The 19586-nt window shown below is 35.1% G+C and carries 19 protein-coding genes and 1 pseudogene; all 20 read left to right on the forward strand.

Annotation, left to right across the window (positions count from 1 at the left end; translation table 11 throughout):
- Positions 1–7: 7 nt before the first annotated feature.
- The 20 genes and pseudogenes from VUJ46_RS15095 (at position 8) to VUJ46_RS15190 (ending at position 19583) form a co-directional block, all read left to right on the forward strand.
- On the forward strand, positions 8–1714 hold the full coding sequence (locus VUJ46_RS15095) for a LamG-like jellyroll fold domain-containing protein (RefSeq protein ID WP_326981560.1): 1707 nt from the start codon (positions 8–10) through the stop codon (positions 1712–1714).
- 39 nt (positions 1715–1753) lie between these two features.
- Positions 1754–2944 (forward strand): hypothetical protein, encoded by a 1191-nt coding sequence (locus VUJ46_RS15100; RefSeq protein WP_326981561.1) that lies wholly within the window; start codon positions 1754–1756, stop codon positions 2942–2944.
- A 160-nt stretch (positions 2945–3104) separates the two neighbouring features.
- Positions 3105–5993 carry a sensor histidine kinase gene (locus VUJ46_RS15105; protein WP_326981562.1) on the forward strand — a complete coding sequence of 963 codons (2889 nt, stop codon included), beginning with the start codon at positions 3105–3107 and terminating at the stop codon, positions 5991–5993.
- A gap of 6 nt (positions 5994–5999) precedes the next feature.
- Complete coding sequence (locus VUJ46_RS15110) at positions 6000–6734, forward strand: LytR/AlgR family response regulator transcription factor (protein WP_326981563.1); 735 nt, start codon at positions 6000–6002, stop codon at positions 6732–6734.
- A gap of 139 nt (positions 6735–6873) precedes the next feature.
- Positions 6874–7415 (forward strand): annotated as a pseudogene (locus VUJ46_RS15115) (NADAR family protein).
- A 73-nt stretch (positions 7416–7488) separates the two neighbouring features.
- Positions 7489–7824 (forward strand): hypothetical protein, encoded by a 336-nt coding sequence (locus tag VUJ46_RS15120; protein WP_326981564.1) that lies wholly within the window; start codon positions 7489–7491, stop codon positions 7822–7824.
- A gap of 3 nt (positions 7825–7827) precedes the next feature.
- Positions 7828–8682 carry a hypothetical protein gene (locus VUJ46_RS15125; protein WP_326981565.1) on the forward strand — a complete coding sequence of 285 codons (855 nt, stop codon included), beginning with the start codon at positions 7828–7830 and terminating at the stop codon, positions 8680–8682.
- A 3-nt stretch (positions 8683–8685) separates the two neighbouring features.
- Entirely contained in the window at positions 8686–9756 is a 1071-nt protein-coding gene (locus VUJ46_RS15130; RefSeq protein WP_326981566.1) for an adenylosuccinate synthetase, read from the forward strand.
- Between the two features lie 133 nt (positions 9757–9889).
- The gene (locus VUJ46_RS15135; protein ID WP_326981567.1) at positions 9890–10360 is read left to right on the forward strand and encodes a macro domain-containing protein; all 471 of its coding nucleotides are present in this window, start codon (positions 9890–9892) and stop codon (positions 10358–10360) included.
- 15 nt (positions 10361–10375) lie between these two features.
- Complete coding sequence (locus tag VUJ46_RS15140) at positions 10376–10969, forward strand: DUF4291 domain-containing protein (RefSeq protein ID WP_326981568.1); 594 nt, start codon at positions 10376–10378, stop codon at positions 10967–10969.
- Between the two features lie 20 nt (positions 10970–10989).
- Complete coding sequence (locus tag VUJ46_RS15145) at positions 10990–11403, forward strand: ADP-ribosylation/crystallin J1 (protein ID WP_326981569.1); 414 nt, start codon at positions 10990–10992, stop codon at positions 11401–11403.
- Between the two features lie 2 nt (positions 11404–11405).
- Complete coding sequence (locus VUJ46_RS15150) at positions 11406–12218, forward strand: TIGR02452 family protein (protein WP_326981570.1); 813 nt, start codon at positions 11406–11408, stop codon at positions 12216–12218.
- Positions 12218–12853 (forward strand): DUF4291 domain-containing protein, encoded by a 636-nt coding sequence (locus VUJ46_RS15155; protein WP_326981571.1) that lies wholly within the window; start codon positions 12218–12220, stop codon positions 12851–12853. Before VUJ46_RS15150 ends, VUJ46_RS15155 begins: the two co-directional genes overlap by 1 nt.
- Positions 12853–13761 carry an ADP-ribosylglycohydrolase family protein gene (locus tag VUJ46_RS15160; RefSeq protein ID WP_326981572.1) on the forward strand — a complete coding sequence of 303 codons (909 nt, stop codon included), beginning with the start codon at positions 12853–12855 and terminating at the stop codon, positions 13759–13761. The genes VUJ46_RS15155 and VUJ46_RS15160 overlap by 1 nt, the downstream gene beginning before the upstream one ends.
- The gene (locus VUJ46_RS15165; RefSeq protein WP_326981573.1) at positions 13751–14257 is read left to right on the forward strand and encodes an O-acetyl-ADP-ribose deacetylase; all 507 of its coding nucleotides are present in this window, start codon (positions 13751–13753) and stop codon (positions 14255–14257) included. The genes VUJ46_RS15160 and VUJ46_RS15165 overlap by 11 nt, the downstream gene beginning before the upstream one ends.
- Before the next feature lie 338 nt (positions 14258–14595).
- A complete protein-coding gene (locus VUJ46_RS15170) occupies positions 14596–15282 on the forward strand; it encodes an SIR2 family NAD-dependent protein deacylase (protein WP_326981574.1) in 687 nt (228 codons plus the stop codon).
- A complete protein-coding gene (locus VUJ46_RS15175; RefSeq protein ID WP_326981575.1) occupies positions 15282–16223 on the forward strand; it encodes an ADP-ribosylglycohydrolase family protein in 942 nt (313 codons plus the stop codon). The genes VUJ46_RS15170 and VUJ46_RS15175 overlap by 1 nt, the downstream gene beginning before the upstream one ends.
- A 12-nt stretch (positions 16224–16235) precedes the next feature.
- Positions 16236–16781: an RNA 2'-phosphotransferase gene (locus tag VUJ46_RS15180; protein ID WP_326981576.1), complete on the forward strand. Its 546-nt coding sequence runs from the start codon at positions 16236–16238 to the stop codon at positions 16779–16781.
- Positions 16782–17537, forward strand: coding sequence for a metallophosphoesterase family protein (locus tag VUJ46_RS15185; protein WP_326981577.1), 756 nt, complete (start codon positions 16782–16784; stop codon positions 17535–17537).
- A 321-nt stretch (positions 17538–17858) separates the two neighbouring features.
- Complete coding sequence (locus tag VUJ46_RS15190) at positions 17859–19583, forward strand: hypothetical protein (RefSeq protein WP_326981578.1); 1725 nt, start codon at positions 17859–17861, stop codon at positions 19581–19583.
- The last annotated feature ends 3 nt before the right edge of the window (positions 19584–19586 follow it).

Raw genomic sequence — 19586 nt, forward strand, 5'->3', positions numbered from 1 at the left:
TTAAATCATGAAAAAAATATTTCTGCTGTACAGTATTGTTATTACCCAAATGGCAATAGCACAGGTACTTTCAGCTCCTGTATACGAATATATGGGAACAACGACTTCGTCTGAATTTTCTGCAGGCTCCGGGATAACACCAACGACTGATATAACCGGTGTAGGGAATGGTGCCGTTAATCTTGCTGCCAATCATGGTCCATTGAAATTAAACCTTACGACTCACAAAGCCTCTTTGATGAGTGAAGGAACAGTTTCGATGTGGTTTAAATATAGCAGCAGCGGAACGAGTGCTTTCGGAAGCGACAAACCCTTAGTTTTCTGGTCAAACGGAGCCGGTTCTTATTCCGAAGGTATTATGATGGGGTTATCAGGAAGTAAACTGATTGCGCGTTCTTATACATCAGGAAGCGTTGGGGTAGGAGATACTAGTAACGAGAATTTTGGAACGGCAGGTACATGGAAACACTTTATCGTTACTTGGAAAATGGGGAGTGGTGGCTTTTTGAAAGCGTATATGAACGGCGCATTGGTCATCAACAGACCGTTAACACATTCTTTGCCGTCTGGAACTTTATCAACAATGTATTTTACAGGTTTTAACGATACCTTTTCGAGTGCAATAAACGGAGCAATAGATGAGATAAAAGTGTACACGCAATCCGTAACAGATGCCCAAGCATGGTCTATTTATAGCCCTGCAACACCATATTGTGTGGTGCATATTCCTGATGCAAATTTTAAATATGCTTTACTAAATCATTCTCCAATTATCGATACCAATGCCAATGGAGTTATCGAATGTGCAGAAGCTGCTGCATTTACAGGAATTCTTAATCTTTATAATAAAAATATTTCCAACCTTACAGGGATTGAAGCTTTTACTAATCTTACGAAGCTTTACTGTGGTAAAAATTATTTAACAAGCCTGGATGTAAGTGCCAATACTGCATTAAAAGAACTCTCTTTTACCAATAATCAAATAACGAATATCAATCTGAATACTAATACAGAACTTAGTATTTTGGATACGAGTTACAACCTTCTTACAAGTTTAGATGTAAGTGCTAATACCTTATTAACCAAGTTGTACTGTAATAATTCTTCTTTAACAAGCTTAAACGTAAATGGCAGTACTCTATTATCAGATCTATTTTGTAACAATAATCAATTAACCAATTTGGATGTGAGTACAAATTCGGCATTATACAGATTCTATTGTTTTAGTAATAATTTAGCGAGTCTTGATACAAGTTCTAATACCACATTATATCAACTGCTTTGTAATGACAATCAATTAACGAGTTTAAACATTGCAAATGGAAATAATGGATTTCTCAATTATTTAAGATCCAGAGAAAACCCTAACCTTACTTGCGTTCAGGTAGATAATGCAAATTGGAGCAATACAAACTGGACAGGTTACAATTATGAAATTCCTTTGGGAGCGTCCTATAGCCAAAACTGTTCTGGAATTCTCAGTACATCAGATCATCCAAAAATACTGAAAATGGAGGCTTATCCAAATCCAACAAGTGGGCTGGTAAATCTTTCAGAAATGGCAAATGTTATAATATGCGATGCTCAGGGAAGAAAAATTCTTGAAATCAAAAACACAAATTCTTTTGATTTATCTGCTCAGACTGCAGGAATATATACGGCTCAAATAACAAATGAAAAAGGGATAAAAACAGTGAAAATCATAAAAAAATAGACTTTTTATCCGAAAAATAAACTTTAAAAATGTAAAACCATGAAAAAAATAACCACAATCTGCTTAGTCGCTTTTATAACCACGGCAGTACAAGTTCAGGCTCAGGGACTATTGGGTAGACTTGCCAATAAATTAGAACAGGCTTCCTCCGGAAATGGGGAATCTGGTAGTAATGAAAAAGAAGTAAAAAAAGATGTGGAGTCCACTGTTTTAGATGGTAAACCCATTCATAAAGACAGCCGTAATCTGAGTGGGATTTACTTTGCAAAATATCCAATCAGAATAGGACAGGGCGGAACCGGAAAATATAGCTATGCAAAGAAATTCTTAGTGAATTATGAGGAAGGTGAAAAGCAGGAAATTGAGTTTATTTCTCGCTATTATTTTGAAAACAGAAAGGATATTCCGCCATTGGTATATGCTCCTGCTCCGGGAACTCCGGATTATTTTCCGGTAACGACCAGTAAAAAAATGGGGCATTTGTATTTAGACGGTATCAGCAATAAAAAGTACGGAGGAAATGCGACTTCCAATTATGCTTCTCTAACCCGTTATATAGATTTTTTTGCTCCGGATGGAAACTATTCGAGACAGGAAACAATGGCGTTCAATTATGAAGGGCTCTTGGAGCTGGAAGAAGGAATTTTAGTGATAGGCCGTTTAGATTATATTCCTAAAGCAAATACTCCTGAGAAATATAAATTTTTACAGGAAAAAGGAAGTTATAATTTATTCTACAAAAAAGATAAAGAAGCTAAAGCTTTAGCCATGACAGATGCACAGGTTTGGGACAGGATGAAAGCATTTTACGATCCGTATTATAAAGCCTTTAAAGCGGCAGAAGGCGGTAATGTAGAATTGGTAAAACCTGTCGGAAAGTTTAAAGATGAACCTAAAAATGGTGACTTAGTGCAAGCTGCTAATGACAGAATGAAGTCGATGCCCCATTTTTCTGAAGAGCTTGTTTATCTGTATCCGGTAACCACCTGGGAAAACCGTTTTGAAAATATAGGTTTAATGGGAAAAACTCTTACACACCGTGTTTTGCAGGCACAGGCTGTTTTGAAGAAAGGAAACGAATGCCAGATTACTCAGTTTTTAATCCGCCAGGACAATACCTACAGAGGAGGTTCAAACGCAGAAAACTTTACAGGTAATCCCGTAAAAGCAGTAGGAGACATTGGAAAAACAGTGATAAGCTGTAGTAATGCCATGAAGTATAAAAAGTAAATGAAGTAAGTTTTCTTTATCATACTGGCTATACAATCTTGTCAAGGTGCTGAACTTTGGCAAGATTTTGTAAATTTAATCATGACTTTACGAGTAAAATGAGAAGAAAAAACAAAAAAGAATTTATTTTTAATCATTAAATAATTTTTTAGAAATGCTGATGAGGGAATCCGAAATAAAATACATTTTACTGAATTTTTTATTCTTATCCTGTGTTTTTACACAGGCTCAGCAGCCATATGCCTTGTCTCTCAGAAATATCAGCGAATTGCCAGATGAAAGTATTTACAGCATCCATCAGGATAAAAAAGGTCTTATTTGGATGGCAACAGATGAAGGCTTACTACAATATGATGGATTTCGTTACACTTCTTATAAGTCCGAAAAGCAAACCTCAATTTCAGGAAGTAATATAAAGGAAGATAAATTTGGAAGAATCTGGTATCAGAATTTTGACGGATATCTTTATTACGTTTCTGAGGGTAAACTTAAACACCTGCGGCAAAATCCACCACCTGGTTTTATTTCCTACGGAATTACGGATCGCTATCTCTTTGTCGTTCAGAAAAAAGGGGTTGATATTTTTGATCTTAAGTCTTTGAAATTAATTAAAACAATTTTCATTTCGATAGAAAAAATTGAAAGCTCAGCGGTACTAGGTCAGGATATTTACCTTATTTCAGATGATATTATTTACAAAATAGACGAATGCTTTAATCTTGTGTCCAATCATTTCTTTGTGGGAAAGAACCTTCATATCAAATATATTTTTCCGTATAAAAACAAGCTTTATGTCATTTCAAAATTGAATGAGACGAAGCGTCTTTATTTTTTTGATAATCAATTGAACTTTATCAAAAGCTTTCCTATTTCTAAAATTTCTCAAATTCAGGGAAGTGATGTTATTGATGAAAATATTTGGTTACATACTCCACAGGGTACTTTGATAATTGATGAAAACGGAAGGGATAAAACGGAGAAAGTCTTGTTCCCGGAAAACAGCAGCTCTAAAGTAATTAAAGATTATCAGGATAATTATTGGTTTTCATCAGTGAACAACGGTATTTATATTGTTCCCGACTTAGAGGACAAGATGTACAGTCTTGCTCCTTTTTATCCCAAAACCTTCATGAAAACTCGCGAAGGTTATTTGTCAGGAACTGAAAACGGAGAACTTATTATTTCAGATTCAACATTTGGGAATAAGAAAATTCTGTATTCCAATAAAAATAAATTACCCATTTACTATCTGTATTATGACAAAACAGATCAGAACATCATTTTTTCGGATAATGGTTTTTCTGTCATTAATGAAAAAAAATCAGCCACAAAGCATTTTGATATGGCGCTGAAAGAAGCAGTGCGTCTTGATCAAAAATATTATGCAATAGCTGTAAGCGGTTTTTTCGGGTTGCTTCTGAACCCTAATGCCAATGAAAAGGAACCTTCGGCTTGGGATGATTTATTTTATAAAAACAGAGATAAAAAAGAACCTCAGATTGCGCAATTGAAAAAAGGGCTAAGAGCAAAATCTGTTGCCTTTTTACCGGAAAGAAAGCAATTGATTTTTGCAACCAATGTAGGGACGTATAGTGTACATCCAAATGCGGAAAAAGAACTGAGAAGATACAGCTTGCCATTGTATTCCAACAGCCTTGTTACTTTTGAAAATGCTATTTATTTGCTTGATACGAAAGGAAATATTTCTCGTTTAAAAGCCGGTCAAAAGCTGGACGATATGAATGTGAAATGGAAAATTCCGGTGGGAAACATCCGAAAAATGAAATGTACAGATGATAAGCTGATTCTATTAAGTACAAATTCTGTTTACAGTTTTAGCAATGAAAAGTTGGAGAAATTCAATCTTCCGGTAAAAAATAGCAGTATTAAAGATTTTTGGTTAGAAGAAAGTTCCATTATTTTACTGAATAATGAAAATATTCTCACGTTTTCCCAAAAAACTCAAAAAAATCCAAAAAATATCAGATTTCAAATAGATCATTTCTTGGTGAATGCTATTTCCAGAGATTCACGAAAATTTCAAGAATTCAATTATAATGAAAATAATATTTCGGTTCAGTTTTCGGTCTTAGAATTTGTTAACAATCATCCTGAGGTGTATTACAGAATCAACGGAAACCGTTGGGTTTTAATCAATAAAGAAAGCAGAACTGTAGAGTTTCCTTCCCTTTCTGCAGGAAATTATCTGATAGAATTTAAACTTCAGGATATGGTAAGCGATCAGAAAATTCAGTTTGAAATTTTGCTTCCTTTCTGGAAAAAATGGTGGTTTTATCTGGCCGTTTGTAGTTTGAGTGCGGCATTAATTTTCCTTTACTTCAGAAGACAGTCCAAAATAATGCAGCAACAGATCGAATTACTGGATGAAAAATTACTTCTGGAAAAAAGCCTCAGAAAATCGGTGTTGGTTTCAATAAAATCACAAATGAACCCTCATTTTTTCTATAATGCACTCAATACTATTCAGGCTTATATTTTTACTAATGATAAAAAACGCGCAAGCAATTACCTGTCTAAGTTCTCTAAGCTTACCCGCATTATTCTTGAAATGTCTGAGAAAGAAATAATTTCACTTAGTGAAGAACTAGTCGCTATCGAACTTTATCTGGATTTGGAAAGAATGCGTTTTTCGGATAATTTCACTTACAAAATCTCCATCGATGATAACATTGACAAAGATGAGGTTACATTTCCTCCCATGCTGCTGCAACCTTATATTGAAAACGCTGTAAAACATGGTCTTTTACATCAACGTGGAGCAAAATATCTTCATATTTCATTTGAGCAGAAAAAGGATCTGCTTTATATTTCTGTTGATGATAATGGGGTTGGGCGTAAACGTGCGATGGAGCTTAGTGCGATTAAAAATAAAAATCACAAATCTTTTTCTACTCAGGCAAATGAAAAGCGGTTGGAAATGCTGAATAAGGAAAGATCCCAAAAAATTACGGTAGAAATTACGGATCAGTATGATTCAGACGGAAAAGCTGCAGGAACTTTAGTTCAACTGGTAATCCCGATAAAATAAAAAAACATGTATAAAGCGATTATTATTGATGATGAAGAAATGGCGAGAATGCTCTTAAAGGGTATGGTTAAAGAATTCTGCCCGGATGTAGACATCGCAGATCTTTGTTGTGACTTGCCCAATGGGATAAAATCCATCCGAAAACATAAACCGGATATTGTATTTCTTGATATCGAAATGCCCGGTCACAGTGGTCTGGAATTATTGGATTTCTTCGACGAAAATGAGATTGATTTCTCTATTATTTTTGTCACGGCGTATCATCAGTATGCCATTCAGGCATTTAAATTATCTGCGGTTGATTATCTTTTAAAACCTATTGATGACAGAGATCTTGTGAATGCAGTTTCTTCCTTCAAAAAGCGAAAAAATAGCAGGACGGATTATTCTTTACTGAAAGAAAACCTCAATTCTCCGACAAAGAAGATTGCGTTAAGTGTTGCCAACTCAGTTTTATTTGTTCCTCTGGAGGACATTTTGTTTTTTAAAGCAGATGGTTCTTATACCCACGTTATTTTGAGAAATGGGGAAACTATTCTGACAAGCAGAAATCTAAAATATTACGAGGAGACTCTGTTTTCAGACAACAGCTTTTACAGATGTCATAAGTCGTTTATTGTCAATATCAGCCATATTACGGAGTATGTAAAATCTGATGGAGGATATCTGAAAGTAGGTGAACATTGTGTAAATGTGTCTTCTGATAAAGTTTCTTTAATTTTTGATAAACTGAAAATATAAAAAGCTTTAAAAACAATAGTTTTTATATATTTTAATTACTGAATAACAGTGTTTTATATTTTTTTAGCGTAAAATTAACACAAATAAATTTGGAAGATAAAATTATATTCTTTTATATTTGTGTAATAATAACGCAATAATGAAATACACATTACAAAATATAATTGAAAGATTTCAGAAGAAAGAAAAATTAAAATTTTTATTCTTTTGGGGACATACAGTAAAAGATGAAATCACAAAATCATGTTTCAGTCAATGGTTTCCTTTTCAGTTTGAAGAAAACGGAATAAAATACAAAACGGCGGAACATTATATGATGGCCGGAAAAGCGAAACTATTCAATGATGAAGAAATTTTAGAAAAGATTTTAAATGCAGGCTCTCCTAATCAGGCGAAAAGTTTAGGTAGAAAAGTCAAAAATTTTGATGCAAAATCTGGGATGAACATAAATATGAAATCGTAAAACAGGGAAATCTGTTGAAGTTTTCTCAAAACGAAAAGTTTAAAGAATTTCTTTTGTCCACAAATAATAAAATTCTGGTAGAAGCGAGTCCTTATGATAAAATCTGGGGAATCGGAATGCTGGAATCAGATTCAAGAGCGGAAAACCCATTATTGTGGAACGGTGAAAATCTGTTGGGATTCGCTTTAATGGAAGTGAGAGATTTGCTTAAAAAATAAATCAATTCGCTGATAATCATTCAAAACTATGTCTTTTTTAATTAGCGTAATATCAACACAAACAAAAAATAATATGGAAGAAGACCTAAAACCCAGATTTATTGAGTCATTACAGAGAAATAATGACCAGATCAGAGAAGATCGTGCCCGGATTATCGGTGAAGATGCCGAGCTGATCTATAAAAGAAGAGTAGAAGATATCGAACTGAAAATCAAAAGACTGGAAAGAGAACAGGAAGGGTTAACGGATGTGAGTCCTTTAGATAAAAACAGTCTTACTTTCGTAGATTTTCAGCCGGAAGCATTTGTTCAGAAAGACATAGAATTATCATTAACAATCAGAAATTTAAATATTCAGCTAGAATTAACAAGAAATAGATTTGAGTATTTATTTGGCAAAAAAATTTAAGTTATGGGAGGTACAAGATACGATATGGACGCTCGTTTTGACAGAGCAAAGAAAGCAGGTTATGCATCAAAATCTGCAGGAGAGATCTTTACACAGAATGCAAAAAGAAAAGCACATGAATCGATGAATCCTCATGGGATTTCTTTCAGAGAATCAAGAGATTCAGACGTTCACCCGAATTCAGTTCCTATTATTTTAGGATTGGATGTAACGGGAAGTATGGGGCATATTCCTTATGATCTGATTCAGGAAGGATTACCCAAATTAATGGGCGGAATTATTCAGGGTGGTGTTCCCGATCCGGCACTTTTATTCCTGGGAATCGGCGATCATGAATGCGACAGTTATCCTTTGCAGGTCGGTCAGTTTGAATCCGGAGATGAAGAGCTTGATATGTGGTTAACAAGAACTTATATCGAATCGGGCGGTGGAGGAAATGCAGGCGAAAGTTATTTACTGGCTTGGTATTTTGCCGCTTTTCACACAAGAACAGATGCTTTTGAAAAGAGAAATCAAAAGGGATTATTGTTCACGGTGGGTGATGAGCCTTGTCTGAAAACACTTCCGGCATCTGCGATCAGAGAATTGATGGGAACGGGCCAGCAAACCTTTAAACATACAGAGCTCCTGGCAGAAGCGCAAAAGAAATATGAGGTTTTTCACATCAGCGTTTTACATTCCGGACAGGCAGTGAATGCAGATGCAGGCTGGAAAGATCTGTTGGGGCAAAACTGTTTATCTATTGAAGATTACAAAGATGTTCCCAAGGTTATTAAGGAAGTGGTTTGCGGAAGATTTAAAGATCAGGCGACCAGAACAACAGGATTAAACGGATTCGATACTATTCAAATGTATTAAAAAATGAAAACAGCACAAATAGTTATAGGCTTAGGATTTGGGGATGAAGGTAAAGGGATTACCACCGATTTTCTGGCTCAGCAACATCCTGAGTCTGTCATTATTCGGTTTTCAGGAGGTCAGCAGGCAGCGCATACGGTGATGATCGATGATAAAAAGCACATTCATTCCAGCTTTGGAAGTGGAGCGTTGCGCGGTCTGCCTTCCTATTTTACAGAACATTGCACGATTCATCCGACCTTTTTATTCAACGAAAGAGAAGAATTGATTCAGAAAAACGGAAATATTGAACTTACGATTCATCCTTTGGCAAAAGTGACCACGCCTTTTGATGTTTTATACAACAGGAAAAATATCAAAAATCTCGAACACGGAACCTGCGGAAAAGGAGTCGGCGCTACGATGAAACGAAATGAAAGTCCGTTTAAATTATTTGCTGTTGATTTAATTGCTCCACGAGCGATGTTGATTGAGAAATTAAAAGGAATCGCCAATTATTATGGTTTTGAAGAAGATGAAGAAATTACAAATGCATTGCAGGATTTTTTAGAAGCCATCGATGAAATTGATTGGAAAATAGAAGGTTATGAGTATTTAAAAAACTTTGATCATCTTATTTTTGAAGGCAGTCAGGGAATTTTGCTCGATATGGATCACGGAGTTTTTCCGAATGTAACCTTTGCGAACACAACTTCAAAAAATGCGTATGAAGTTTGTAAGCAATTAAAAATTGAAGATATAGAAATGTTTTACGTGACAAGAAACTACGCAACCCGTCACGGAAGTGGATGGATGAGCAATGAAAAATCGTTAACATTAAAGAATAATGACGAAGAAACCTGTATTTTTAATGAATATCAAAAAGATTTACGTTTCGGAGATTTAGATTATGATTTGTTGAATTATGCATTGAAAGTGGATGAAGCGTATGTTGTTGCTCAAAAGAAAAATCTTGTGGTAACTTGTCTTGATCAAATTTATGAGGAATTTAAAACAGAAAATCTAAAGGTGAAATTTGATGCTGTATTTGGATCTTATTCGCCTTATTCAAAAGATTTTAGAAAAATTAATTGATATAAAGAGATTGATTAAATTTAAAAATAATTAAAACACAACTATCATATCAATAGTAATGGGCTTTAGCCCATTTACATCATAAAAATAAGTCCACAGGCTTTAGCCAAAACTTAAAATATTAATAACAACCATGAAAACCATAACATATTTAAAAGGCGATGCAACAAACCCTCAAATTGAAGGGAATAAAATCATTACCCATATCTGCAACTATATCGGAGGTTGGGGAAAAGGTTTTGTTTTGGCAATTTCAAATCGATGGAAGAAGCCTGAAAATGAATACAGAAAATGGTTTCAAAATGGGAATAATTTTAACCTTGGCGAAATTCAAATGGTTCAGGTTGAAGACAAACTTTGGGTTTGCAACATGATTGGGCAGCATAAAATTATTACCAATTCAAAAGGAGTTCCGCCGATCAGATATGAAGCTGTTGAAGTGTGTTTGGAGAAACTTTCTGCTGAAGCTTTACAGTTAAATGCAAGTATTCACATGCCAAGAATCGGATGCGGTTTGGCAGGTGGAAAATGGGAAGAAATTGAACTAATTATTGATAGAACCTTGCTGAAAAATAATGTAGAGGTATATGTTTATGATTTTTGATAAAATGAAATAACAATGAAGGAATTTGAAATAAGAGCAGATTATAAAAACGAAACTTTGGTTGTATATCAGGCCTATAACAAAGCCATTGCAAAATCGGCGGTAGAAAATCAAAAATTTTGTTCTCCATTTTCATTTGCAAGAATGACTTGGATAAAACCTTCTTTTCTTTGGATGATGGAACGTAGCAATTATGGCCAGAAATCTAACCAGGAATGTACTCTTGCGTTGCATATTAAACGAGATGCATGGGAAAATGCGCTACAGAAAGCGATTCTTACTTCACCGGAGAAAAGAGTTTATTCCGATCCAAGTTTATGGGAAAAAGAGTTTGAAAATGCTGAGGTATATGTGCAATGGGATCCTGAAAGAAATATCAAAGGAGCAAAGCTTAATTATCGGTCTATTCAGGTTGGAATAAGTCGTTATCTGATTGAGGAGTTTAATGAAGACTGGATTGTGAAAATAGAAGATTATTCTCCTTTGGTTAAGAAAATACTGAATCTTACAAAATCAGGGGATTTTAGCAAAGCAAAAAAATTATTGCCTGTCGAAAAAAATTATCCTTTATCAGAGAAACTCGCTCATAGGATTGGGGCGGATATTTAATTAATTATTAACCATTCGAAATGAAAACAAAAATACTATACAGACCCGTCGGAGAAAAAGAAATGCTTTTAATTATAGAAAGCAATTACAAAAAGTTTCCTCCAAGGCTGAAATGGCAACCGATTTTCTATCCCGTTTTGAATGAAGATTATGCTTCCGAAATTGCAGAAAAATGGAACACAAGAGATGAAGCTGGAAATTATTTAGGTTTGGTGACGAAGTTTGAAGTGTTGGAGGAAGTTGTCAATCAATATCCTTCACAAAATGTTGGCGCGAGAAATCATAATGAATTGTGGGTTCCTTCAGAAGAATTGGAAATATTTAATCAGGCAATCGTTGGAAATATTGAAGTGACAAAAGTTTTCATGGGAAAAGATTTCAAAAAAGCGGCAAATGAAGCGATAGAAAATTTATTATTAAACATTAAAAACTAACAATGACCAATAAAGGAATGGCAAAAGATACATTGGAAATCTTAGCCAAGAAATATTATATAAACGAACACAACGAAAAAATCAGCATAGAAAATGAAATGGAAATCTGTACGAAAGAAACCGTTTTATTTTCATCCGAAAAATTGTCTGAAATGACAAAAAATGAGCTTCCTGACACCAATTTCGAAACACAATTTGAAGTCTGGAAATGCAGTTCTTTAAAAGCAATTTTACAATTAGCCGAAGAAGAAGATCAGGAAAAACTGATGTGTCTGAATTTTGCATCAGCAAAAAATCCGGGCGGTGGCTTTATCAACGGAGCCGAAGCGCAGGAAGAAAGTCTGGCGAGAACTTCGGGACTTCACGACAGTTTGCTTCAGGGTTGGGAATATTACGATACCCATCGCGCAATGGAGTCTTGTTTTTATACCGATATGATGATTTACAGCCCGAAAGTTCCGGTTTTCAGAAAGGATAAAGGTGAATTGTTGCCGAAACCTGTTTTGTGCAATTTCATCACTTCTCCGGCGGTTAATGCAGGAGTTGTAAAACGTCAGGAACCGGAAAGAGAAGGTGAAATTTTCGGAGCAATGGATATTAGAACAGATAAAATGCTGTCTTTGGCTTTAAGTCAGGGAAATGAAACCTTGATTTTGGGAGCTTGGGGATGCGGAGTTTTTAGAAATGATCCGAAAGAAATTGCCGAATTATTCAAAAAGCATCTTCACGGGAAGTATAAAAATAAATTTAAAAGAGTGGTTTTTGCAATTCTCACGAAGAAGGAGGAAATGATACAACCGTTCGAGGAAATATAATGGAACTCAAATTAAAAAAATATAGAGAACAACTACAAGATTGGCCTGAAAAAGGACATCACATCATGGCTCAATATGATGATGAAAAAATAATTGTGTATCAATCATACCGAAAAGAAATTGGTGGATTTGCTGTTGAAAATCAATATTTTGGCGGAGCATTCAGCCTGGAAAGAATGACATGGATTAAACCTAATTTCCTTTGGATGATGTACCGAAACGGTTGGGGAAGAAAAGAAGATCAGGAATCAGTTTTGGCAATTCATTTGAAAATGGAAGCGTTCAAAAAATATCTAGAAAACGCAGTGTATTCTTCCTATAATGAACGATTGGGAATTTCAAGAGAAAAATGGCAAGATCAAGTGAAAGAATCTTCTGTAAGATTGCAATGGGATCCGGATCATGATCCTTTTGGAAATAAATTGGAAAGAAGAGCGATCCAGATTGGTTTAAGAAATGATTTCGTTAAAACTTTTACTAAAGAAGATCTAATTTTAATTGAAGATATTTCGGAATTTGTAAAAGAACAACATCAATTTGTATTGAATGACGATTTGGATCAATTAATTCTTCCTGAAGAAAAATCGTTGTTGTTTGATGATGAAGATTTAAATAAAAAATTAAGGTTAAAGTAATGAAAGATAAACTCTTACTCGCTTCAAAATCCTTGACAGGAATTTCCATTGGTGATGCTTTTGGAGAAAGTTTCTTTGGTGAAGAAAGCTTGATTAAAACCCATATTCATCAAAGAATTATTCCTGAAAGTTCTATGGATTTTACGGATGATACAATTATGGCGATTGCTGTTTTTAAGTCTTTGGAGAAATTCGGAGAAATTAGTCAGGATTTTTTGGCAGAAGAGTTTACAAAAAATTATTATTTGGATATCAACCGAGGTTATGGACCTTCGATGCATCAATATTTCAGAGAGATAAAAAGCGGGGAAAATTGGAAAAATGTTTCTTATTCAAAATTTGAAGGACAAGGTTCAATGGGGAATGGAGGAGCAATGAGAGCAGCTTTAATTGGAGCTTATTTTTATGATGATTTAGTTCAGCTTAAAAGAAATGCAGAACTTTCCTGCGAAGTTACTCACGCAAACAAAGAAGCAATCGAAGGAACAAAAGCCATTGCTTTGGCGGCGGCTTTTGCAGTTCAGGAAAAATTGGGATTAATACAATTGAATCAACAGGATTTTATTCAAAAAGTTCAAAATGAATTGGATGATTCTGATATGAAGAGCAAATTGAATAAGGCACTATATTTAGATGGAAATCCAAGTATCGAATTATTGGTGAAAACTCTTGGAAACGGCACAAAAATGACTGCTCAGGATACTGTCCCGATCGTCATCTGGATGCTTTCCAGATACAGAAAAAATTTTGAAGAATGTCTTTGGAATACTATTTCTGCTTTAGGCGACAGAGATACAACATGTGCAATGTCGGGAGGAATTAGCATTTTATGTTGTGATGAAAATACAATTCCGAACTGGATAAAAAATGTTGAAAATTTGAAAAACAGCAAATTTTATGAAAATTGAATTAATAAAAGTAGACATCACCAAAATAAAAGCAGATGCCATCGTCAACGCAGCCAATTCTTCCTTGCTCGGTAGAGGCGGTGTTGATGGAGCGATTCATCGGGCAGGAGGAAAACAAATTCTTGATGAATGCATTGAAATCAGAAACCGACAAGGCAAATGTAAAACAGGAGAAGCCGTGGTAACAACTGCCGGAAATCTTCCTGCAAAATATGTCATTCATACAGTCGGTCCGGTTTGGAATGGAGACGACGAAAAATGTTCACAATTATTGGCAAATTGTTATCAAAATTCCTTAAAATTAGCGGAAAGTCTGGATATTAAAACGATTGCTTTTCCCAATATCAGTACAGGAATTTACAGGTTTCCAAAAGAATTGGCTGGAAAGATTGCTGTGGATGAGGTAAAGAAATTTAATTCAGATATCATCGAAAAAATTATTTTCGTCTGTTTTGATGATGAAAATGTAGAAATTTATAAAAAATTATTGGAATAATTTAAGACTGTTTAAATTATAAAGAGTTTATTTTAACGCAAAGTTTTAATTTAAATGTTAAAAATATTCAAGTGAGCAAAGAAGAATCAACCAATTGATTTGATATAGCTTGTTTTCAAGCCTCGCGAAGTCAATTCATTTGCCTTCTAAAAATAAGCAGAAAGAAATAAAATCTTTGTGTTAAAAAGATAGCATATTTTACCATTTAACATGATATAAGCTAAAACATTTTAAAATGCTAAACGCTCTTAAAGTATTCCGTCAGAGAATAGTGTAATTTTCCAGATTAAAAATCTGTGCAATTTGCTAAATCTGCGAGAGATTAAAAAATAAAACAAATGAAAAAACTAACCATATTAACCGGCGCAGGAATTAGTGCCGAAAGCGGAATAAAAACCTTCAGAGACGGAGATGGTCTTTGGGAAAATCATAGCATCACAGATGTTGCAAGTCCGGAAGGATGGCGAAAAGACAGAGCGTTGGTATTGGAGTTTTACAACCAGAGACGTCGTCAGCTTCATGAAGTGGAACCCAATGATGCGCACAGACTATTGGCAGAATTAGAAAAACATTTCGAGGTTCAGATCATCACGCAAAACATTGATGATTTGCACGAAAGAGCAGGTTCTACGAATATCATCCACATTCACGGAGAATTATTCAAGTCGTGTTCATGCAATAATAAAAACCTGATCTATGAAGAAAAAGGGGACATCAACATCGGGGATAAGGCGGAAGACGGCGCTCAGTTGCGACCTTTTATAGTTTGGTTCGGAGAAGATGTTCCGTTGATGAAAGAAGCGATTAAAAAAACAAAAGAGGCCGATATTTTTCTGGTAATCGGAACGTCTTTGCAGGTGTATCCGGCAGCGGGATTATTGCACGATATTAAAGATGATTGTCTGTTAATCGTTATCAATCCTAATGAAACGGGATTTGGATACGGGCAAAGAGCGGTTGTAATGAAAGAAACGGCAACTAACGGAATGAAATTGCTGTTTGATAAATTGGTAAATCTTGCCTAATGGAAAATGTTGTAAAAGCAGGAATTTTCGGGGTTTGCATTGGTGATGCTCTGGGTGTTCCGGTGGAATTCAAAAGCAGAGAAACTTTGAAAAGTTTTCCTGTCGCAACCATGCAGGAATTCGGATCCTGGAACCAGCCAAAAGGAACCTGGAGCGATGACAGTTCGTTAACTCTTTGTATTGCAGAACAATTAACCAAAGGATATGACTTGGAAAAGATTGGAGAAAGCTTTGTAAAATGGGTAAAATATGGACATTGGACGGCTCACGGAAGACTTTTTGATATTGGCGGAACAACCCGGCATTCCATTGCAAGATTAATTAAAGGGGAAAGTGCCAGGTTTTCAGGAAATATTTTTGAAGAAGATAATGGGAACGGTTCTTTAATGCGAACTCTTCCCCTGGCTTTTTATCTTAAAGATGAAGAAAATATTGAAAAATTATATCAAACGGTAAAGGAAGTTTCATCGATTACTCACGGACATTTTCGTTCGGTTTTCGCATGCTTTATCTATGTGATTTTTGCCATTGAATTAATTAAAGGGAAAGATAAAAAAGAAGCCTATCAGCGTACTCAAAAAATAGCCTTAGAATTTGCAGAAATTCAGGGTTTTAACCCCAAAGCGATTCAGCTTTTTGATAGAATTTTAAAGAATGATATTTCAAAATATCATGAAGATGAAATTAGTTCAGGAGGTTATGTTCTTCACAGTTTAGAAGCCTCATTATGGTGCTTTCTAAACTCTGAAAGTTATGCTGAAGCAGTATTGAAAGCGGTCAATTTAGGAGAAGATACCGATACAACAGGAGCCATCACAGGCGGAATTGCCGGAATTTATTATGGTTTTGATAATATTCCTGAAGAATGGGTTGAGGTGTTGGTAAGGAAAGTGGATATTGAAAAGCTGTGTGAAAAATTAGATAAAAAAATAATGAAATAAAAAACACAAACCATGAACGAACAACAAAAGAAAAAAATAAGCAAATTTCTAAGCCTGGTTCTTAGACATAAACCCGAAGTTATCAATCTGACTTTGGATGAAAACGGCTGGACAAGCGTTGATGAATTACTTACAAAATCAAAAAGAGATGTTCATCAGGGCTTGACCTTTGAGGAACTCGATGAAATTGTGGAAACCAATGATAAAAAACGTTTTGTTTTTAATGAAGATAAAACCAGAATCAGAGCCAATCAAGGGCATTCGATTGATATTGATTTGGCATTGAAACCACAACAACCGCCTGAGTTTTTGTATCACGGAACGGCCGAAAGTAATATCGACTCCATTTTAGAAAAAGGAATTGAAAAAAGAAACCGACAACATGTTCATTTGAGTCAGGATAAAGAAACCGCTACCAAAGTAGGAATGCGTCACGGAAAACCTGTTATCCTGAGCATTAAAACTACAGAAATGTCTGAAGACGGAATTCTGTTTTATCTTTCAGAAAATAATGTTTGGTTAACGGATTTTGTGGATGCTAAATATATTTTAAAGTAAATGAAAAGAACATTAGCAATAGGTGACATTCACGGAGGGTTCGGAGCATTGAAACAGGTTTTGGAAAGAGCCAATGTAACCGAAAATGATACCTTAATTTTCCTCGGCGATTATGTCGATGGCTGGAGTGAATCTGCCCAAACCATGAAGTTTTTAATCGAACTTTCCAAAAAGCAGGAATGTATTTTCATTAAAGGAAATCATGATGCATGGACGGAAGATTGGCTTTCTTTCGGAAATGCTCCTGATGTCTGGCTTTTCAATGGCGGACAAAGCACAGTCGACAGCTATTCGGAATATTCTCCGGAAGATCTTGAAATCCATTTAACGTTTTTTGAAAGGATGAAAAACTATTATGTAGACGAAGAAAACCGCTTGTTTATTCATGCCGGTTATTCTTCTATGCATGGACCTGAAAAAGAGGTGTATTCCAGCAATTACCGTTGGGACAGAACGCTTTGGGAAACTGCGGTTGCGATGGATAAAAAATTAGACAAAAACTCAGAACTTTATCCAAAAAGATTGCTTTTATATAAAGAAATTTTCATCGGTCACACCCCGACTTTGTATTTGGGAAGTAAAGAGCCGATAAACAAAGCCAATGTCTGGAATTTAGATACCGGAGCCGCTTTCACGGGAGCATTGACGATTATGGATGTCAATACCAAAGAATTCTGGCAAAGCGATCCGCTTCCGAATTTATATCCTGATGAAAAAGGCAGAAATAATGATAGTTTAAGACAAAAAAACAGCTGAAATATCTTCTCTGAAAAAAGGAAGATATTTTTTCGACATAAAAAATCTGCATCATCTGCAAAATCTGCGCGAATAAAAATATACGTCCAATTTGTCATTCCGTAGGAATCTCGGCGGTTACTCTAAAAAAATAGATTCCACGCTCCTCTTCGTTCCGCTCTGAATGACAAGCTGAATGTACATTTTGTTGAATTTCTTTGTTGAGTGAAACGCCCTTGCGAACGAAAAATATGCAGAACAATTGTAAATAAAATCTTTGCGGGCTTTGCGTTAAAAATAATCAATCAGTTTCGTAATTTTAAAGCTCGAAATATCACTTCAATGAAACTGAAATATCTTTTATTTTCTTTCGCTTCATCCTTGTTTTTTGGTCAAACGCAATTTCAGACGCCTTTTGAAAAAGGAAATGGAAATCAGACCGTTACTTATGGCGAGATGAACGCGTATTATCAAAATTTAGCTGAAAATTTCAATACCATTCAATATTTAAAAAAAGGAGAAGACGATAACGGAAAACCTATTTATGTGGTCGTTTACAATCCTTTTCCTGAAAAAGATCTGAATCAGTTAAGAAAAGACAAGGCGATTTTGTTTGTCAATAACGGAATTCATCCTGGCGAACCGGACGGAATTGATGCTACAATGATGCTGATGAGAGATTTAGCAACGAAGAAAATAAAAATACCTCAGAATTTTATTATTGCAGCGATTTCGGCTTATAATATTAGCGGAATGCTGAATCGTGGTTCTTTTTCAAGAGCAAATCAAAACGGTCCTGAACAATATGGTTTCAGAGGAAATGCCCGGAATTATGATTTGAATCGAGATTTTATTAAAGCGGATACAAAAAATGCGAAAAGTTTTCAGGAGATTTATCAATGGCTGAAACCGGATGTTTTCATTGATAATCATGTGAGTAACGGGGCAGATTATCAATACACCTTCACTTATATTTCGACGTTTAAAGAACGATTAGGAAATGTTTTGGGTGAATATTTTTACAACAATTATCAGGCAAAAAATCTTGAAGATCTAAAGAAATTAGGATACGAAAGCACACCTTATGTGAATATTCATGGTGATGTTCCGGAGGTTGGTTTTGCTTCGTTTGAGGATTCGCCGAGATATTCTACGGGTTATACGACGTTGTTCAATTCTTTAGGAACCGTTCCTGAAACACACATGTTGAAGCCTTATGACAAAAGGGTGGACGCCACGTACCAATATATGCTGGTCAATCTTCAAAATTTGGATAAGGATTATAAAAAGATCAAACAGCTTAGAATTGAAAATTTAAAGCAATATCAGGCCGGAAAACAGTACGGCATTCGTTGGAAAATAGATTCTACGAAATATTCTACAATGGATTTTAAAGGATATGAAGGAAAATATAAGCCAAGCGAAATTTCCGGAAAGCCAAGATTGTACTACGACAGAAATAAACCTTTCACGAAAAATATAAAACTGTTCACAACAGCGATTCCGACAGGTTATATCACGATTCCGAAATATTATGTAATTCCACAGTCGCAATATCGCGTGATTGAAGAATTTAAAAGAAACCAGATTCAGATGAAACCTATTCAGAAAGATAGTCTGATTACAGTGGAGTCTTATAAAATTAATGATTTTAAAACGGTAAAAAGCCCTTACGAAGGTCATTATTCACATTTTGAAACAACGATTGATAAATCAAATAAAAAACTGACATTTGCTGCAGGAGATTACCTTGTTCCAACGAATCAGGATGGCGTAAAATATATCATAGAAACGCTTGAACCGGAAGCTTTGGACTCTTTCTTCAACTGGAATTTTTTCGACGGAATTTTAGCTCAAAAAGAATATTATTCAGCGTATATTTTTGAAGATACGGCGGCTGAGTTACTGAAAAATAATAAAGAGTTAAAAGAGAGATTTGAATCCAAAAAAGCATCTGATAAAAAATTCTCAGATGATGGAACAGCTCAATTGGATTGGGTGTATAAAAATTCGCCTTACTTCGAAGAAAAAACATTTAAACAATATCCGATTTACAGGATTTTATAAAAC

It is taken from the genome of Chryseobacterium sp. MYb264 (assembly GCF_035974275.1).
In the GTDB taxonomy this organism is placed as follows: Bacteria; Bacteroidota; Bacteroidia; order Flavobacteriales; family Weeksellaceae; genus Chryseobacterium.

Bases quoted from the DNA above. Each gene is read 5' to 3' on its own strand.
- VUJ46_RS15190 (WP_326981578.1), top strand. From the start codon at position 17,859: ATGAAACTGAAATATCTTTTATTTTCTTTCGCTTCATCCTTGTTTTTT.
- VUJ46_RS15150 (WP_326981570.1), top strand. From the start codon at position 11,406: ATGACCAATAAAGGAATGGCAAAAGATACATTGGAAATCTTAGCCAAG.
- VUJ46_RS15145 (WP_326981569.1), top strand. From the start codon at position 10,990: ATGAAAACAAAAATACTATACAGACCCGTCGGAGAAAAAGAAATGCTT.
- VUJ46_RS15135 (WP_326981567.1), top strand. From the start codon at position 9,890: ATGAAAACCATAACATATTTAAAAGGCGATGCAACAAACCCTCAAATT.
- VUJ46_RS15160 (WP_326981572.1), top strand. From the start codon at position 12,853: ATGAAAGATAAACTCTTACTCGCTTCAAAATCCTTGACAGGAATTTCC.
- VUJ46_RS15185 (WP_326981577.1), top strand. From the start codon at position 16,782: ATGAAAAGAACATTAGCAATAGGTGACATTCACGGAGGGTTCGGAGCA.
- VUJ46_RS15125 (WP_326981565.1), top strand. From the start codon at position 7,828: ATGGGAGGTACAAGATACGATATGGACGCTCGTTTTGACAGAGCAAAG.
- VUJ46_RS15120 (WP_326981564.1), top strand. From the start codon at position 7,489: ATGGAAGAAGACCTAAAACCCAGATTTATTGAGTCATTACAGAGAAAT.
- VUJ46_RS15095 (WP_326981560.1), top strand. From the start codon at position 8: ATGAAAAAAATATTTCTGCTGTACAGTATTGTTATTACCCAAATGGCA.
- VUJ46_RS15170 (WP_326981574.1), top strand. From the start codon at position 14,596: ATGAAAAAACTAACCATATTAACCGGCGCAGGAATTAGTGCCGAAAGC.
- VUJ46_RS15110 (WP_326981563.1), top strand. From the start codon at position 6,000: ATGTATAAAGCGATTATTATTGATGATGAAGAAATGGCGAGAATGCTC.
- VUJ46_RS15130 (WP_326981566.1), top strand. From the start codon at position 8,686: ATGAAAACAGCACAAATAGTTATAGGCTTAGGATTTGGGGATGAAGGT.
- VUJ46_RS15155 (WP_326981571.1), top strand. From the start codon at position 12,218: ATGGAACTCAAATTAAAAAAATATAGAGAACAACTACAAGATTGGCCT.
- VUJ46_RS15100 (WP_326981561.1), top strand. From the start codon at position 1,754: ATGAAAAAAATAACCACAATCTGCTTAGTCGCTTTTATAACCACGGCA.
- VUJ46_RS15180 (WP_326981576.1), top strand. From the start codon at position 16,236: ATGAACGAACAACAAAAGAAAAAAATAAGCAAATTTCTAAGCCTGGTT.
- VUJ46_RS15140 (WP_326981568.1), top strand. From the start codon at position 10,376: ATGAAGGAATTTGAAATAAGAGCAGATTATAAAAACGAAACTTTGGTT.
- VUJ46_RS15175 (WP_326981575.1), top strand. From the start codon at position 15,282: ATGGAAAATGTTGTAAAAGCAGGAATTTTCGGGGTTTGCATTGGTGAT.
- VUJ46_RS15105 (WP_326981562.1), top strand. From the start codon at position 3,105: ATGAGGGAATCCGAAATAAAATACATTTTACTGAATTTTTTATTCTTA.
- VUJ46_RS15165 (WP_326981573.1), top strand. From the start codon at position 13,751: ATGAAAATTGAATTAATAAAAGTAGACATCACCAAAATAAAAGCAGAT.